This window comes from Ruegeria sp. CE9, assembly GCF_056537425.1.
The window spans coordinates 328,908-343,668 of the sequence record NZ_JBQFRO010000004.1 but is presented as its reverse complement, the minus strand read 5'-3'; the positions used below and the strand labels follow the sequence as shown (position 1 = coordinate 343,668).

Genomic DNA, 14,761 nt, shown 5'->3' with positions numbered 1-14,761 from the left:
CGATCTAGCCCGGCTTCACGCCCGACAATCTGACCGCACTGCCGCCGACATAAAACTTGGCCTCCACTTGCAACCCGACGGTTCTGAGCGCGTCCAGAACCGACTGACCGGTGCCGAAGTTTCTTGTATAGGCCCCGATCATAGTAAAGTCCTGCGCACCGTTGAGAAACAAACGTTCGACCTGAGGCAAAACGCCATCAAGATAGAACCGATAGAGCGGTCGCAAAGACCAACCCACCGGGTCCGTGGCTTCAATCAAAGAAAATGGCGCGCCGGGTTTGAGAATACGATGCAATTGGTGGGCAAAGATAAGATGTTGCGCCGCGTTGAAGGTTTTGAGGCCAAAGGTCGAAACCGCAAAATCGGCCGAGCCGCTGGGCAAGTCGGTGGTCAGCATGTTTGCGCAGAGATGGGCAATGCGGTCTTCCCGATCCTTGTGCAATCGCTCGACGGCCTGCCGATGCATTCCTGGGCTTATATCAATCGCCGTGACGTTACTGATACCCGGGAATTTGCGGAACAAATGCGGCCAGACCTCACCGGTGCCTGCCATCAGATCGACGCCAGCCGCTTTGGTGTTACCGGGCAAATTCAAACCGGCAACGCAGGCTTTGCGCCACGAATGTATCAAACCAAAGGAGGCAGCCGCGCTCCAGCGTCGGTAGGCGCCAGAGCATCTGTCAAAAACGCCAGCCACAAATTCGGGATCATAGATGTCATCACTCATGAGGGTGACCCTGATTTCATGAGGAGTGGAATGCAAGGGCTTGTTGGCGCTGAGGAAAAGGGCAGCGGAAACTATAGAATCTTGGTGGCAGAATCATGAATGAAGCATTGGAATTGATCAAATCTCGCTATCCCAACGCGCAGACATTCAAGTTTGGCGACAATCGGATGTTGTGTGATGAGTTGCTGGCGCTTGTGCGGGCGGGCGTCAAGACTGCCACTTGTGGGGCTCTGAGGGATTATCCCGAAGGCAGCCCGGACATGCCGCAACCGGGACGACGGGACATTGCGTTGGATTGGGATGATCAGCCTGCGCTGGTGATCGAAACCGTGGATGTCTCGATCCAGCGCTATTGCGATGTGTCCCCGGAATTTGCGTTGGCCGAAGGCGAAAATGACAGCCTCGAAGGGTGGCGAGAGGCGCATCGTCGTTACTTTGAGCGCAATGGCGGCTTTGATCCCGAGATGGAACTGGTGTGCGAGCGGTTTCGTCTGGTCGAGGATCTGGCAGGGGAAGGGAAATAGGTATGTTCAGCAAAATCCTGATTGCCAACCGGGGTGAGATTGCCTGCCGGGTCATGGAAACGGCGCAGAAGATAGGCGTGTCATGCGTGGCTGTGTACTCGGACGTCGATGCCTCGGCCAAGCATGTGCAGATCGCGGATGAAGCTGTGCATATCGGCGGCGCCGCCCCGGCTGAGAGCTATCTTAAGGGGGATGTGATCATACGGGCGGCGCTGGACACGGGCGCGCAGGCGATTCATCCGGGGTACGGTTTTTTGTCCGAGAACCCGGACTTTGTGGATGCGGTTGAGACTGCGGGCCTGACCTTTATTGGGCCATCGGCGGATGCGATCCGCAAGATGGGCCTTAAGGACGCGGCCAAAGTCTTGATGGAGCAGGCAGGTGTTCCCGTTGTGCCCGGGTATCATGGTGAAAACCAAGATCCCGAACATCTGGCAGGCGCGGCGGATACCATCGGCTATCCCGTTCTGATCAAGGCCGTAGCGGGCGGTGGCGGTAAGGGCATGCGGCTGGTTGCGGCGCCCGAGGATTTCCTGGCCGCTTTGGACAGCGCGCGCGGAGAGGCCAAGACAGCTTTTGGCAATGACGCGGTGCTGGTTGAGAAATTCGTTGCCAAGCCACGCCATATCGAGGTGCAAGTGTTCGGCGATGGCACCAACGCGGTGCATCTGTTTGAACGCGATTGCTCGTTGCAGCGGCGACATCAGAAGGTGATCGAAGAGGCTCCGGCCCCTGGTATGACCGCTGAGATGCGCGAGGCGATGGGGCAGGCGGGTGTTCGTGCGGCTGAGGCGATTGGCTACAAGGGCGCAGGCACGGTTGAGTTCATTGTGGATGCTTCGGACGGGCTGCGGTCGGATCGGTTCTGGTTCATGGAGATGAACACGCGCCTGCAGGTGGAACACCCTGTGACCGAAGCGATCACCGGTGTTGATCTGGTCGAATGGCAGCTGCGGGTAGCTGCGGGCGAAAGCCTGCCGCAGCAGCAGAGTGATTTGTCGATCAGCGGGCACGCGTTCGAGGCGCGGCTTTATGCCGAGGATGTGCCCAAAGGCTTTTTGCCCGCGACCGGAACCCTGACCCATCTTCAGTTTCCCTCGGCGTGTAGGGCTGACAGTGGTGTGCGGGCAGGGGATATGATCAGCCCTTGGTATGACCCGATGATTGCCAAGGTTGTCGTACATGGGCCGACCCGCGCGATTGCGCTGGAAAGCCTGCATCGTGTCTTGCGCCAGACCAAGGTTGCCGGAACGGTCACAAACCTCGCTTTCCTTGGTGCTCTGACCCGCCATGCCGGGTTTGCGTCGGGCGACGTGGATACCGGGCTGATCGGGCGAGACCTTGAAGAACTGTTGCAGGAGGCAGGCGCGAGCGACGCCGCGACGGTGGCCGCCGCGATGTCCGCGCTGGGCCTTACAGATACTGTTGCGGAGACCGGCTTTACCCTTTGGGCACCGTTGCACCGCGCAGTGCAGTTGCTGCGGGACGGAGAGGTTGTTGATCTGGATGTGCAGGTTGACGGGCCTGATCGGCAGGTTTGGGAGGTGGATGGCAATCGGCTGATCGCTCAGCGCCGCAATGGCTGGACATTGGATGGAAAGTCCATGCCCAACGTCGCCATCACAGGGTCTCAGGTCACGGTGTTCGAGGACTACGGGCAAGTGTTCCAAATTGTTGACCCGTTGGATCGCGATGCCAGTGCAGCGGGTGATACCAATGTGATCGAGGCGCCGATGCCCGGTTTGGTCAAGGCCGTCTTTGCTTCGGCAGGACAGGAGGTGAAAGAGGGTGATCGTTTGGCCATTCTTGAAGCCATGAAGATGGAGCATTCGCTGCTGGCCGCCCGCGATGGCGTAGTGGCCGAAGTGCTGGCGGATGCGGGTGCTCAGGTCGAGGCCGGGGCGGCACTGGTTCGGTTGACCGAGGATTAATCTGTTCGGGCCGCGCATTGCATGGCACAGTCATCCGTATTTGAAACAAGAAGAAACCGGGAAGGGATGCGCTGATGAAAGAACGGGTCGAAATATTCGAGGTCGGGCCGCGGGACGGTCTGCAGAATGAGAAGCGCGAAATCCCGGTGGCCGAGAAAGTGGCCTTGGTCGATTGCCTCAGCCGCGCCGGGTTCAACCGGATTGAAATTGCTAGCTTTGTCTCCCCGAAATGGGTGCCACAGATGGCGGGCAGTAGTGAAGTTCTGGCTGGGATCAGGCGCGCAGACGGAGTGCGCTATGCCGCGCTGACACCGAACATGCGCGGCTATGAGGATGCTTTGGTCGCCAAGGCGGACGAGGTCGCGGTGTTTGCATCTGCGTCCGAAGGGTTCTCGAAGGCCAACATTAACGCGACCATCGCGGAGTCGATCGAGCGTTTCGTGCCAATCCTTGAAGCGGCGCGCCATATTGATTTGCCGGTCCGGGGCTATGTCTCTTGCGTAACTGATTGCCCCTATGACGGCCCGACGCCTCCCGACAAAGTTGCCGAAGTAGCGGATGCGTTGTTTGCCCATGGCTGTTATGAGATTTCGTTGGGCGACACCATCGGGCAGGGGACGCCGGACAAGATCGCGCATATGCTGTTGGCGGTGCGCGAGCGGGTGCCTGTGACCCGGCTTGCAGGACATTTTCACGATACCAACGGGCGGGCGATCGACAACATAGATGCGTCACTGGCGCTGGGGGTCCGGGTGTTTGATGCTGCAGTCGGCGGTTTGGGGGGGTGCCCCTATGCGCCAGGCGCGGCGGGTAATGTCGCGACCGAAGCCGTGGCCGCGCATCTGGAGCGGTTGGGATATGAGACCGGTCTGGATGCGGCCGTTCTAGAACAGGCAGCGGACATGGCACGGGCAATGCGGGCGGACTAAGAAATGTACGAGACGATTACATTGAAGACTGACGAACGCGGCGTGGCAACGCTGATGCTGGATCGTCCGGAAAAGCACAATGCGCTGTCGGCACTGATGATTGCTGAACTGACACAGGCTGCCGCACAGTTGTCCAGCGATAATGCCATACGGGTCGTTGTGCTGGCGGCCTCGGGAAAAAGTTTCTGCGCTGGTGCTGATCTGGGGTGGATGCAGGCACAGATGGCGGCTGACCCGGAAACACGATTTGTCGAAGCGCGCAAGCTGGCCGAAATGCTGAATGCCTTGAACACATTGCCAAAGCCCTTGATTGGCGCAATGCAGGGCAACGCGTTCGGCGGCGGGATTGGGATGGCTGCGGTCTGTGATGTGGCGATTGGCGTCGACGGCCTGAAGATGAGTTTGACCGAAACCAGACTGGGCCTGATCCCGGCCACGATCGGCCCTTATGTCATTGCGCGAATGGGCGAAGCTCGGGCCCGACGCGTCTTTATGTCGGCCCGCCTGTTTGGCGCGGCGGAGGCGGTTGAACTCGGCCTGCTGGCGCGCGCAGTACCGGCCGACTCGCTGGCCGAAGCCGTTGAGGCGGAAGTTCAACCTTATCTGTCCTGCGCGCCGGGTGCAGTTTCGTCTGCAAAGCAACTGGTCCAGTCGCTTGGGCCGCGCGTTGACGAAGCTGTGATTGACCACAGCATTCAACAGCTTGTCGCGCGCTGGGAAACCGACGAGGCGCAAGAGGGAATCGCAGCCTTCTTCGACAAACGAAAACCTGCATGGAATAAACAGGTTTAGCCATCCGAGCCGAACTAACAACCTTCCCAACTATAGCCTGCTGGCGAATGACAATTATGCCTGCCTGCGCGTTTCTGCTTGGTTGACCCTCTGACCCCACAGGGATAGAGAATGTCCAGTCAAATCGCCAATTGACGGCGCACCCGTTCGGGACATGCGCAGGAAAGGAGCTATACGTGGAAGACCTGCTGCGGGAGTACCTCCCGATTCTGGTGTTTCTGGCCGTTGCCGTGGGCCTTGGAATCGTGCTGATTCTGGCTGCTGTGGTCCTGGCTGTCCGTAATCCCGACCCCGAAAAGGTCAGCGCATATGAATGTGGCTTTAACGCCTTCGACGATGCGCGGATGAAGTTCGATGTTCGATTCTATCTAGTCGCGATTCTCTTCATCATCTTTGATCTGGAAATCGCGTTCCTGTTCCCGTGGGCCGTCGGCTTCAAGGATATCAGCGATGTGGGCTTCTGGTCGATGATGGTGTTCTTGGGCGTGCTGACCATTGGCTTTGCCTATGAATGGAAGAAAGGGGCCTTGGAATGGGAGTGATGACGGGTGCAAACACCGCTGGCGTCGACAAAGAAGTCGCGACCCAGGCCCTGAATGCCGAACTGCAGGACAAAGGGTTCCTGCTGACTTCGACTGAAGACATTATCAACTGGGCGCGCACCGGATCTTTGCACTGGATGACCTTTGGTCTGGCCTGCTGCGCTGTTGAGATGATGCACACCTCTATGCCACGTTACGACGCGGAACGGTTCGGCATCGCACCGCGCGCCTCGCCGCGTCAGTCGGATGTGATGATCGTGGCTGGCACACTGACCAACAAGATGGCCCCGGCGCTGCGCAAGGTTTACGACCAGATGCCCGAGCCGCGATATGTGATCTCGATGGGATCCTGCGCGAATGGTGGCGGCTATTATCACTATTCCTATTCTGTTGTGCGTGGTTGTGACCGGGTTGTCCCGGTGGACATCTACGTCCCCGGCTGCCCGCCGACCGCCGAGGCATTGCTGTACGGACTGATGCAGCTGCAACGCAAAATCCGCCGTACCGGCACCATTGTGCGCTAAAGGAGAGGGCAGATGAGCGAAGCACTCAAAGAACTCGGCGCGCAGTTGGAACTGAAACGGGCCGATTGCGTTCTGTCCTGGGACGTTACTCATGATGAGCTGAACGTCGATGTGGCTCCGTCGAACCTTGTGGAATTCATCGAGTTCCTAAAAGCCGACCGTAGCTGCCAGTTCTCGACCCTCGTGGATATCACCGGCGTCGATTACCCCGAACGCGCCAAGCGGTTCGACGTGGTTTATCACTTCCTGTCGATGTACCAGAACCAGCGTATTCGCCTGCGAGTCTCGATCCGTGAAGAAGATATGGTGCCCTCGATTGTCGACGTACACCCCTCAGCCAATTGGTTCGAGCGTGAGGTGTTTGACATGTTCGGTATCCTGTTCTCGGGCCACCCGGACCTGCGGCGCATTCTCACGGATTATGGGTTCCGCGGCTATCCGTTGCGCAAGGATTTCCCGACCACCGGCTATACCGAGGTCCGCTATGACGAGGCGCAAAAGCGCGTGGTCTACGAACCCGTCAGTCTGGTGCAGGAATATCGTCAGTTTGATTTCATGTCCCCATGGGAAGGTGCGAACTACATTCTTCCGGGGGATGAAAAGCAGGAGTCGTAAGTCATGGAGTTCCTGATCTGGTTGGTTGTCACCGTCGCCACGATCATCCCGATGCTGAAACTGCTACCGCATTTCGGGATCGAGAAATACTGGGTTGTCGCCTGCGTCATCCCTATTGGAACGCTGGTCCTCATCTGGATCATGGCCATGAAACTGCAAGAGATGGAGCGCCGCTGATGGGTCTGGGGGAACTGATTGCGTTGGGGGCGCTTGGGGTTCTGCTGGCCGGGGCCGCTGCCAAGGCGGCTGAGGCGGAAAAGGTCCGGGTCCGGGCCGAAGCGAAAAAGAAACGAGGGCGTTGATGGACGGCTCAAGATACGATGACGGCAGCACGGACGCGCTGAGCGGGGAACAGAAGATCCGCAACTTCAACATCAACTTCGGCCCGCAACACCCTGCGGCGCACGGAGTTCTGCGTCTTGTGCTTGAGCTGGACGGCGAGATTGTCGAGCGTTGTGATCCGCATATCGGCCTGCTGCACCGTGGCACCGAAAAGCTGATGGAAAGCCGGACGTATCTGCAGAACCTGCCGTATTTCGACCGTCTTGATTACGTGGCACCGATGAACCAGGAGCATGCCTGGTGTCTGGCCATCGAAAAACTGACCGGGGTTGAAGTGCCGCGCCGGGGTTCGCTGATCCGGGTTCTGTATTCGGAGATCGGTCGTATTCTTAACCACCTGCTGAACGTGACAACGCAGGCGATGGATGTGGGCGCACTGACCCCGCCTCTGTGGGGCTTTGAAGAGCGTGAAAAGCTGATGGTGTTCTACGAGCGCGCCTGTGGTGCCCGCTTGCACGCCGCCTATTTCCGTCCCGGTGGTGTTCATCAGGACCTGCCGCCGGAACTGCTGGACGATATCGAGGCTTGGAGCCACGAGTTCCCCGCCGTTCTCGATGATATTGACGGTCTGCTGACCGAAAACCGCATCTTCAAACAGCGTAACGCCGATATTGGCGTAGTGACCGAAGATGACATCCAGAAATACGGCTTCTCGGGCGTCATGGTGCGTGGATCGGGCCTAGCATGGGACCTGCGTCGCGCACAGCCCTATGAATGCTATGACGAGTTCGAATTCCAGATCCCCGTCGGCAAAAACGGCGACTGCTATGACCGCTATCTCGTCCGCATGGAAGAGATGCGCCAGTCGCTGCTGATCATCCGTCAGGCCATCGCCAAAATCCGCGACTGCCCCGGTGACGTTCTGGCCCGTGGCAAGATCACTCCGCCAAAGCGTTCGGACATGAAGACCTCGATGGAAAGCCTGATCCATCACTTCAAGCTCTATACCGAAGGCTTCCACGTTCCCGCTGGCGAGGTCTATGCCGCCGTCGAAGCCCCCAAGGGCGAGTTCGGCGTCTATCTGGTCGCCGATGGTACCAATAAACCCTACCGCGCCAAACTGCGCGCCCCGGGGTTCCTGCACCTTCAAGCCATGGACCACGTCGCCAAGGGCCACCAACTGGCCGACGTCGCTGCCATCATCGGCACCATGGACGTAGTATTTGGAGAGATTGACCGCTAATGCTCCGCCGTCTTCACCCCGAACAACCCGAAAGCTTTGCCTTTACCGCTGCCAACCAGCAATGGGCCGAAGCGCAGATGACTAAATACCCCGAAGGCCGTCAGGCCAGTGCAGTGATCCCGCTGCTGTGGCGCGCGCAGGAACAAGAGGGCTGGCTGAGCCGTCCGGCGATTGAATCCGTCGCCGACATGCTGGGTATGGCCTATATCCGCGTGCTTGAGGTGGCCTCGTTCTACTTCATGTTCCAGCTGCAACCGGTTGGATCGGTGGCGCATATTCAGGTGTGCGGCACGACCTCCTGCATGATCTGCGGAGCCGAGGATCTGATTGCGGTCTGCAAGGAAAAGATCGCGACCAAGCCGCATGAACTGTCTGCTGACGGCAAGTTGAGCTGGGAAGAGGTGGAATGCCTCGGATCCTGCACCAATGCGCCGATGGCGCAGATCGGCAAGGATTACTATGAAGACCTGACAACCGATAGCTTCAGAAAAATTCTCGATGATCTGGTGGCGGGCAACGTGCCAACCCCCGGTCCGCAAAACGGGCGCTATGCGGCGGAACCCCTCAAAGGGCTCACAAGCCTGACCGAATATGACAGCGGCAGAACGCAGTATAACGCTAGTGTCCAGCTTGCGAGCGATCTGGGTGATACCGTCAAGCGCATCGATGGGACTGAAGTTCCGATCCTGACGCCGTGGCTGGGCAAGGATGGCAAAGCAGCAGCGACCAAAGCCGCGCCGAAACCTCCCAAAGCGCCTGCGCCAGCGAAACCTGCGGTGAAACAGGCCGCAGAGGCGAAAGCGGCGAAGGAGGATCAGCCGGAAACGCTGAAAGCAGCGCGGGGTGGCAAACCGGATGATCTCAAGATGCTCAAGGGCGTTGGTCCTAAGCTGGAAGAGACGCTCAATGGATTGGGCTTTTATCATTATGACCAGATCGCTGCATGGACGCCTGAGCAGGTGGCCTGGGTCGATGCACGGCTGAAATTCAAAGGCCGGATCGAGCGGGACGGGTGGATCGAACAAGCCGCGAAACTGGCTGCAGGTGAAGAAACCGAGTTTGCCAAACGTGCTAAAGAAGACGGCACTTACGAAGATTAAACGAGTGCCCGCCTAGGGCATCAGGACAAGATGGATACGGACAAGGAACTGGCCATAGCCCGTAAGGGCCGACATATCAGCATCGTCATCGCGGTGACGATGGTGATTTGGCTTGGAATGACCTTGTTCATTGGCCCTGCAATCGGATTGCCGGGGCGTTATGCGCTGCTGTTTGATTTTGCCGCTTTGGCAGGATTCATTTATGCGGGCGTCAATATATTTCAACTCTGGCGCATGCGTCAGGACAGCCAAAGGTAACACGCGATGCTGAAGGATCAGGACAGGATCTTTACCAACATCTACGGGATGCATGAGCGCACGTTGAAAGGCGCGCAGGCCCGCGGGCATTGGGACGGCACCGCTGGCCTGATCGAGAAAGGCCGCGACTGGATCATCCAGACGATGAAAGACTCAGGGCTTCGCGGACGTGGTGGTGCGGGCTTCCCAACCGGTCTGAAGTGGTCGTTTATGCCGAAGGAAAGCGATGGTCGTCCCGCCTATCTGGTGGTGAATGCGGACGAATCCGAGCCCGGCACCTGCAAGGACCGCGAGATCATGCGCCATGATCCGCATACGCTGATCGAGGGGTGCCTGATTGCGTCCTTCGCGATGAATGCGCATACCTGCTATATCTACCTGCGCGGTGAATACATCCGCGAGCGTGAGGCGCTGCAGGCCGCGATTGACGAAGCTTATGACGCGGGTCTGCTGGGCAAGAACGCCGCTGGTTCGGGCTGGGATTTCGACCTGTTCCTGCATCATGGGGCTGGTGCCTATATCTGCGGCGAGGAAACTGCCCTGATCGAAAGCCTTGAAGGCAAGAAGGGTATGCCGCGGATGAAACCTCCGTTCCCGGCGGGGGCGGGGCTTTATGGCTGTCCGACCACGGTGAACAATGTTGAATCCATCGCCGTTGTGCCTACCATCCTGCGTCGCGGCGCGGACTGGTTCGCAGGTTTTGGCCGTCAGAACAACGCCGGCACCAAGCTGTTTGCGATCTCGGGCCATGTAAACAACCCTTGCGTCGTTGAAGAGGCGATGTCGATTTCCTTCGAGGAACTCATCGAGACACATTGCGGCGGTATTCGCGGCGGTTGGGACAATCTGCTGGCGGTGATCCCCGGTGGCTCATCTGTTCCTTGCGTGCGTGGTGAGAACATGCGCGATGCGATCATGGATTTTGACTATCTGCGCGGTGAACTGGGCTCGGGCTTGGGCACTGCCGCCGTTATCGTGATGGACAAGTCCACAGACATCATCAAAGCGATCTGGCGTCTATCGAAATTCTACAAGCACGAAAGCTGCGGTCAGTGTACGCCATGCCGTGAAGGCACTGGCTGGATGATGCGTGTGATGGATCGCCTGGTGCGCGGCGAGGCCGAGCTGGAAGAGATCGACATGCTGTTCGATGTGACCAAGCAGGTCGAAGGTCACACCATCTGCGCGTTGGGTGATGCGGCAGCCTGGCCGATCCAGGGCCTGATCCGCAATTTCCGGGAAGAGATCGAGGACCGCATCAAGGCCCAGAAATCGGGCCGTATGGGTGCGATGGCAGCGGAGTAAACCTTATGGAAGTCTTTGCCGAATATTCTCACGCAATTGCGTCGCTGGTGATTTTCACCCTAATCGTTCTGTTCTTGTCGCCGTTTTCGGCACTGGCCAAGGCGGGCAAGGGGTTGGCACCGGGTGCCACTCCGGATCAGGATTATTCGGACAAAGCCTATCGCCTGAACCGCGCTTACCTGAACGGCACGGAAACCCTGCCTGCATTCCTGACTGTGACCGTTGCGGCGATCCTGCTGGGGGCGAGCCCGTTCTGGGTTAACCTGCTGGCATCGATCGCGCTGTTGGCGCGTATCGTGATGCTGGTGATCCACCTGCGTGGGATGGGCAAGCCGCATAGCGGTATTCGTTCTGTGGCGTATGTGGCTGGATGGGCCTGCATGTTCATCCTTGGCCTTATCGCATTGGTGGCTGCGTTTTGATCCAGCCTAACGAATATCACTTGGCCGAGCTGAATATCGGCCGTTTGTTGGCACCGACCGACGACCCGCGCGTGGCTGAATTCATGGCCAACCTTGATCGCGTCAACGGGCTGGGCAAGCGGATGCCGGGTTTTGTCTGGATGATGGAAGGCTCAGGCGAGCCGGGAACCGGCAATACCGAAAACAATATTGGCGGTGACCCGCAGTTTGTCGCAAATTTGACCGTTTGGGAGGATGTTGCCAGCCTTGAGAAATTCATTTGGGGGACCATCCACAAACAGTTCTACGAACGCCGCCAAGAGTGGTTTGAAGTTCTCGGTGAGCAGCATTTTGTCATGTGGTGGGTGCCGAACGGGCATCAACCCAGTTTAGCAGAAGCGCTGGATCGGTTGGAAAAACTGCGTTCGGACGGACCGGGTGAAGATGCATTTGGTTGGGCAGAATTGAAACAGGCCAGCAAGTGGCGCGACAATCGTTGCGCGCAGGTCGCAGCGGAGTGAACGGGATGTTGATGCACAAAACTTCCCGTACAAGCGAGCGACTGATACAAGCGCCAGCCACGAAACAGGAGTGGTCTTGATGGCGAAACGTGTTCGCGCAACGACGATTGTGGTGCTCGGAAGTTTGCTTGTAGCAGCATGTGGAACTGCGCCTTCGCGGGCGACGCGTGTGGCGTTTGACGGCATATACTTTAATGCCAAGGCCAAACATGTGGACAAGAAGGCAACGCCCACTGATTTCACGGTCACTGTGAACGGCGTTTCGCAATCGCTGGACGGCGCGCGCGAGGCAGGCCGCTATGAGGGGACAAAATTCTGCATTCAGAATTTTGGGTCGTCCAGAATAACGTGGAAGGTTGGCCCGGACACGGAACCGCAAAACCTGCGTCTTGAGAATGACAAGCTGACCTTTGCCGGAAGCTGCCAGAGACCATGAACGATCGTATCGCATATCACCATGGGACCGGTTCGCTGTTATTGCATAGCAGGGCCGTTGGCCGTCGTCTTGGGAAACCCAAGACGAAAGGAAATGTTATGTCTCTAGCAAAACTGATGGCCACGATTTTCGCGATTTCTGTGCCCGTTGTGGCCGAAGCCAAACCACCATTGAGGAATGTCAAAGAGATTGACAACGAACTCTACTACATCGCCATCGCAAACGAGATATCCGAGTATTGCCCCTCGATCAGCGGGCGGCGGCTTAAGGCGATTGGTGTGATGTGGGATCTGCGATCCAAAGCAAACAAACTGGGATATTCGGACTCTGAAATCCGCGCCTATGTCGACTCGGATGCCGAAAAAGACCGGATGCGTGCCAAAGGTGAGGCATATCTTGCCCAAAACGGTGTGTCGTACGGAAATCCCAATTCTTTCTGCACGTTGGGGTGGAAAGAGATTGAAAGAAACAGCGCCATTGGCGTGTATTTGAGGGCGAACTAGACCATGTCTGACCTCCGCAAAGTCAATATCGATGGGCAGGAAATCGAAGTCGATGGTGCGATGACACTGATCCAGGCCTGTGAGCAGGCCGGGGTCGAGGTGCCGCGCTTTTGCTATCACGAGCGTCTGTCGATCGCCGGAAACTGCCGGATGTGTCTGGTTGAGGTTGTGGGCGGGCCGCCGAAACCTGCAGCCTCATGCGCGATGCAGGTGCGTGACCTGCGTCCGGGCCCGGAAGGCCAGGCACCGGTGGTCAAGACGAACTCGCCCATGGTCAAGAAGGCCCGCGAAGGGGTGATGGAGTTCCTTCTGATCAACCACCCGCTGGATTGCCCTATCTGCGATCAGGGTGGTGAATGCGACCTGCAGGATCAGGCCATGGCATATGGCCTGTCTGGCACGCGCTTCAAAGAAGCCAAACGGGCAGTGGATGATCTGGATCTGGGTCCGTTGGTTGGTACTGCCATGACGCGCTGCATTAGCTGCACCCGCTGTGTGCGCTTCACCACCGAGGTTGCCGGGATCACTCAGATGGGCCAGACGGGTCGCGGAGAAGATGCCGAAATCACTTCGTATCTTAACCAGACGCTGGACTCGAACCTGCAGGGCAACATCATTGATCTTTGCCCGGTTGGGGCGCTGACTTCGAAGCCGTATGCCTTCACCGCCCGTCCTTGGGAACTGACCAAGACCGAAAGCATCGATGTGATGGACGCACTGGGTTCGAACATCCGCGTGGATACCAAAGGGCGCGAAGTGATGCGCTTCCTGCCGCGCAACCATGATGGCGTGAACGAAGAATGGATCAGTGACAAGACCCGCTTTGTCTGGGACGGGTTGCGGCGCCAACGGCTGGACAAACCGTATGTGCGTGAGAACGGCAAGCTGCGACCAGCCACTTGGCCCGAGGCTTTGACCAAAGCCGCCGAGGCACTGAAAGCGGCTGAGAAGCCAGCCGGGATTGTCGGTGATCTGGCTCCGGTTGAGGCCACATTCGCGCTGAAACAGATGATCGAAGGGCAGGGTGGCATCGTTGAATGCCGCACCGATGGGGCAAAACTGCCTGCTGGAAATCGCGGTGCTTATGCCGGGACCGCAGCGATTGAAGATATCGACACGGCTGAGCGTATCTTGCTTATTGGAACCAACCCGCGTGAAGAGGCTCCGGTTCTGAACGCACGCATCCGCAAGGCGTGGGCGCATGGAGCTGAGGTGGCTCTGGTTGGGCCTGCTGTCGACCTGACTTACGACTATCACCATATGGGTGATGACCGTGCCGCGCTGCAAAAAGCAGTCGATATGGGCGGCGATGATGAGATCAAGGGTAAGCCATCTCTGGTCATCGTTGGTCAGGGCGCGCTGCAAGAGGCAGACGGTGCTGCCGTGCTGGCCGCCGCGCAAACCATTGCGGCGAATACCGAAAGTGGCCTGATTGTTTTGCACACAGCAGCCTCGCGCGTGGGTGCGATGGACGTAGGTGCTACCAATGAAGGTGGCATGGTCGCCATCAGCGCGGCAGATGTGATCTATAACCTCGGCGCGGATGAGGTTGAAATCGGCGAAGGCGCATTTGTGATCTATCAAGGCAGCCACGGTGACCGGGGTGCACACCGCGCCGATGTAATCCTGCCGGGCGCGGCTTATACCGAGGAAAACGGGCTTTTCGTGAACACCGAAGGCCGCCCGCAACTTGCCATGCGCGCCGGGTTTGCGCCGGGTGAGGCCAAGGAAAACTGGGCGATTTTGCGGGCCTTGTCCGCCGAACTGGGCGCAACGCTGCCCTTCGACTCGCTTGCGCAACTGCGTACTGCACTGATCGAAGCAGTGCCGCATCTCGCTCAGATTGATGAAGTGATCGAGAATGAAGTTCAGGCGCTGAAGGCCGCTTCTCTGGGCAAGGCCACATTCCACTATGCGATCAAGGATTTCTATCTGACCAACCCAATCGCACGGGCATCGCAATTGATGGCCGAACTTTCTGCACAATCTCAGGCCCGCAAATCCGAGAAGATCGCGGCGGAATGACCCCAACCCGTTTCATATCGCGAACCAACGCAGCGGCGGAGTGGCAGCTCACCGCGCCAGAATTGTGTGTGAAACCTAAGATTAAGGGTGGCGCAATGACGGC

The 14,761-nt window shown here is 58.1% G+C and carries 19 protein-coding genes; 18 read left to right on the top strand and 1 reads right to left on the bottom strand.

Annotated elements, in window-relative coordinates:
* Window positions 1-4 precede the first annotated feature (4 nt).
* On the bottom strand, window positions 5-727 hold the full coding sequence (locus ACR0B3_RS11050; RefSeq protein WP_480809099.1) for a class I SAM-dependent methyltransferase: 723 nt from the start codon (window positions 725-727) through the stop codon (window positions 5-7).
* A 95-nt stretch (window positions 728-822) separates the two neighbouring features.
* Between ACR0B3_RS11050 and ACR0B3_RS11045 the strand changes: the two genes are divergently transcribed.
* The 18 genes from ACR0B3_RS11045 (at window position 823) to nuoG (ending at window position 14,658) form a co-directional block, all read left to right on the top strand.
* Window positions 823-1,251: an ASCH domain-containing protein gene (locus tag ACR0B3_RS11045; RefSeq protein WP_480809098.1), complete on the top strand. Its 429-nt coding sequence runs from the start codon at window positions 823-825 to the stop codon at window positions 1,249-1,251.
* A 2-nt stretch (window positions 1,252-1,253) separates the two neighbouring features.
* Window positions 1,254-3,182, top strand: a complete 1,929-nt coding sequence (locus ACR0B3_RS11040) for an acetyl/propionyl/methylcrotonyl-CoA carboxylase subunit alpha (protein ID WP_480809097.1) — start codon at window positions 1,254-1,256, stop codon at window positions 3,180-3,182.
* A 74-nt stretch (window positions 3,183-3,256) separates the two neighbouring features.
* Complete coding sequence (locus ACR0B3_RS11035) at window positions 3,257-4,111, top strand: hydroxymethylglutaryl-CoA lyase (RefSeq protein ID WP_480809096.1); 855 nt, start codon at window positions 3,257-3,259, stop codon at window positions 4,109-4,111.
* Between the two features lie 3 nt (window positions 4,112-4,114).
* Window positions 4,115-4,903 carry a crotonase/enoyl-CoA hydratase family protein gene (locus tag ACR0B3_RS11030; RefSeq protein ID WP_480809095.1) on the top strand — a complete coding sequence of 263 codons (789 nt, stop codon included), beginning with the start codon at window positions 4,115-4,117 and terminating at the stop codon, window positions 4,901-4,903.
* Between the two features lie 176 nt (window positions 4,904-5,079).
* A complete protein-coding gene (locus ACR0B3_RS11025) occupies window positions 5,080-5,445 on the top strand; it encodes an NADH-quinone oxidoreductase subunit A (RefSeq protein WP_120635912.1) in 366 nt (121 codons plus the stop codon).
* Complete coding sequence (locus ACR0B3_RS11020) at window positions 5,436-5,969, top strand: NuoB/complex I 20 kDa subunit family protein (RefSeq protein WP_010442777.1); 534 nt, start codon at window positions 5,436-5,438, stop codon at window positions 5,967-5,969. The genes ACR0B3_RS11025 and ACR0B3_RS11020 overlap by 10 nt, the downstream gene beginning before the upstream one ends.
* A gap of 12 nt (window positions 5,970-5,981) precedes the next feature.
* On the top strand, window positions 5,982-6,584 hold the full coding sequence (locus ACR0B3_RS11015; RefSeq protein ID WP_480809094.1) for an NADH-quinone oxidoreductase subunit C: 603 nt from the start codon (window positions 5,982-5,984) through the stop codon (window positions 6,582-6,584).
* Between the two features lie 3 nt (window positions 6,585-6,587).
* Window positions 6,588-6,761, top strand: coding sequence for a hypothetical protein (locus ACR0B3_RS11010; RefSeq protein WP_170511585.1), 174 nt, complete (start codon window positions 6,588-6,590; stop codon window positions 6,759-6,761).
* The gene (locus ACR0B3_RS11005) at window positions 6,761-6,886 is read left to right on the top strand and encodes a hypothetical protein (RefSeq protein WP_010442774.1); all 126 of its coding nucleotides are present in this window, start codon (window positions 6,761-6,763) and stop codon (window positions 6,884-6,886) included. Before ACR0B3_RS11010 ends, ACR0B3_RS11005 begins: the two co-directional genes overlap by 1 nt.
* Window positions 6,886-8,109, top strand: coding sequence for an NADH-quinone oxidoreductase subunit D (locus tag ACR0B3_RS11000; RefSeq protein WP_170343780.1), 1,224 nt, complete (start codon window positions 6,886-6,888; stop codon window positions 8,107-8,109). The genes ACR0B3_RS11005 and ACR0B3_RS11000 overlap by 1 nt, the downstream gene beginning before the upstream one ends.
* Window positions 8,109-9,209 carry an NADH-quinone oxidoreductase subunit NuoE gene (gene nuoE / locus ACR0B3_RS10995; protein ID WP_480809093.1) on the top strand — a complete coding sequence of 367 codons (1,101 nt, stop codon included), beginning with the start codon at window positions 8,109-8,111 and terminating at the stop codon, window positions 9,207-9,209. The genes ACR0B3_RS11000 and nuoE overlap by 1 nt, the downstream gene beginning before the upstream one ends.
* 30 nt (window positions 9,210-9,239) lie before the next feature.
* Window positions 9,240-9,467, top strand: a complete 228-nt coding sequence (locus ACR0B3_RS10990) for a DUF5337 domain-containing protein (protein WP_170818018.1) — start codon at window positions 9,240-9,242, stop codon at window positions 9,465-9,467.
* Window positions 9,468-9,473: 6 nt separating this feature from the next.
* Entirely contained in the window at window positions 9,474-10,772 is a 1,299-nt protein-coding gene (gene nuoF, locus ACR0B3_RS10985; RefSeq protein ID WP_170381819.1) for an NADH-quinone oxidoreductase subunit NuoF, read from the top strand.
* A gap of 5 nt (window positions 10,773-10,777) precedes the next feature.
* Window positions 10,778-11,194: an MAPEG family protein gene (locus ACR0B3_RS10980; RefSeq protein ID WP_170720549.1), complete on the top strand. Its 417-nt coding sequence runs from the start codon at window positions 10,778-10,780 to the stop codon at window positions 11,192-11,194.
* A complete protein-coding gene (locus ACR0B3_RS10975) occupies window positions 11,191-11,694 on the top strand; it encodes a DUF3291 domain-containing protein (protein ID WP_480809092.1) in 504 nt (167 codons plus the stop codon). The genes ACR0B3_RS10980 and ACR0B3_RS10975 overlap by 4 nt, the downstream gene beginning before the upstream one ends.
* 79 nt (window positions 11,695-11,773) lie before the next feature.
* Window positions 11,774-12,130 (top strand): hypothetical protein, encoded by a 357-nt coding sequence (locus ACR0B3_RS10970; RefSeq protein WP_480809091.1) that lies wholly within the window; start codon window positions 11,774-11,776, stop codon window positions 12,128-12,130.
* Between the two features lie 98 nt (window positions 12,131-12,228).
* Window positions 12,229-12,633: a DUF5333 domain-containing protein gene (locus ACR0B3_RS10965; RefSeq protein WP_480809090.1), complete on the top strand. Its 405-nt coding sequence runs from the start codon at window positions 12,229-12,231 to the stop codon at window positions 12,631-12,633.
* A gap of 3 nt (window positions 12,634-12,636) precedes the next feature.
* Window positions 12,637-14,658, top strand: coding sequence for an NADH-quinone oxidoreductase subunit NuoG (gene nuoG, locus ACR0B3_RS10960; RefSeq protein WP_480809089.1), 2,022 nt, complete (start codon window positions 12,637-12,639; stop codon window positions 14,656-14,658).
* Window positions 14,659-14,761 lie beyond the last annotated feature (103 nt).

Coding starts and splice junctions, on each gene's coding strand:
- ACR0B3_RS11050 (WP_480809099.1), bottom strand. CDS start 727: ATGAGTGATGACATCTATGATCCCGAATTTGTGGCTGGCGTTTTTGAC.
- ACR0B3_RS11045 (WP_480809098.1), top strand. CDS start 823: ATGAATGAAGCATTGGAATTGATCAAATCTCGCTATCCCAACGCGCAG.
- ACR0B3_RS11040 (WP_480809097.1), top strand. CDS start 1,254: ATGTTCAGCAAAATCCTGATTGCCAACCGGGGTGAGATTGCCTGCCGG.
- ACR0B3_RS11035 (WP_480809096.1), top strand. CDS start 3,257: ATGAAAGAACGGGTCGAAATATTCGAGGTCGGGCCGCGGGACGGTCTG.
- ACR0B3_RS11030 (WP_480809095.1), top strand. CDS start 4,115: ATGTACGAGACGATTACATTGAAGACTGACGAACGCGGCGTGGCAACG.
- ACR0B3_RS11020 (WP_010442777.1), top strand. CDS start 5,436: ATGGGAGTGATGACGGGTGCAAACACCGCTGGCGTCGACAAAGAAGTC.
- ACR0B3_RS11015 (WP_480809094.1), top strand. CDS start 5,982: ATGAGCGAAGCACTCAAAGAACTCGGCGCGCAGTTGGAACTGAAACGG.
- ACR0B3_RS11010 (WP_170511585.1), top strand. CDS start 6,588: ATGGAGTTCCTGATCTGGTTGGTTGTCACCGTCGCCACGATCATCCCG.
- ACR0B3_RS11005 (WP_010442774.1), top strand. CDS start 6,761: ATGGGTCTGGGGGAACTGATTGCGTTGGGGGCGCTTGGGGTTCTGCTG.
- ACR0B3_RS11000 (WP_170343780.1), top strand. CDS start 6,886: ATGGACGGCTCAAGATACGATGACGGCAGCACGGACGCGCTGAGCGGG.
- nuoE (WP_480809093.1), top strand. CDS start 8,109: ATGCTCCGCCGTCTTCACCCCGAACAACCCGAAAGCTTTGCCTTTACC.
- ACR0B3_RS10990 (WP_170818018.1), top strand. CDS start 9,240: ATGGATACGGACAAGGAACTGGCCATAGCCCGTAAGGGCCGACATATC.
- nuoF (WP_170381819.1), top strand. CDS start 9,474: ATGCTGAAGGATCAGGACAGGATCTTTACCAACATCTACGGGATGCAT.
- ACR0B3_RS10980 (WP_170720549.1), top strand. CDS start 10,778: ATGGAAGTCTTTGCCGAATATTCTCACGCAATTGCGTCGCTGGTGATT.
- ACR0B3_RS10970 (WP_480809091.1), top strand. CDS start 11,774: ATGGCGAAACGTGTTCGCGCAACGACGATTGTGGTGCTCGGAAGTTTG.
- ACR0B3_RS10965 (WP_480809090.1), top strand. CDS start 12,229: ATGTCTCTAGCAAAACTGATGGCCACGATTTTCGCGATTTCTGTGCCC.
- nuoG (WP_480809089.1), top strand. CDS start 12,637: ATGTCTGACCTCCGCAAAGTCAATATCGATGGGCAGGAAATCGAAGTC.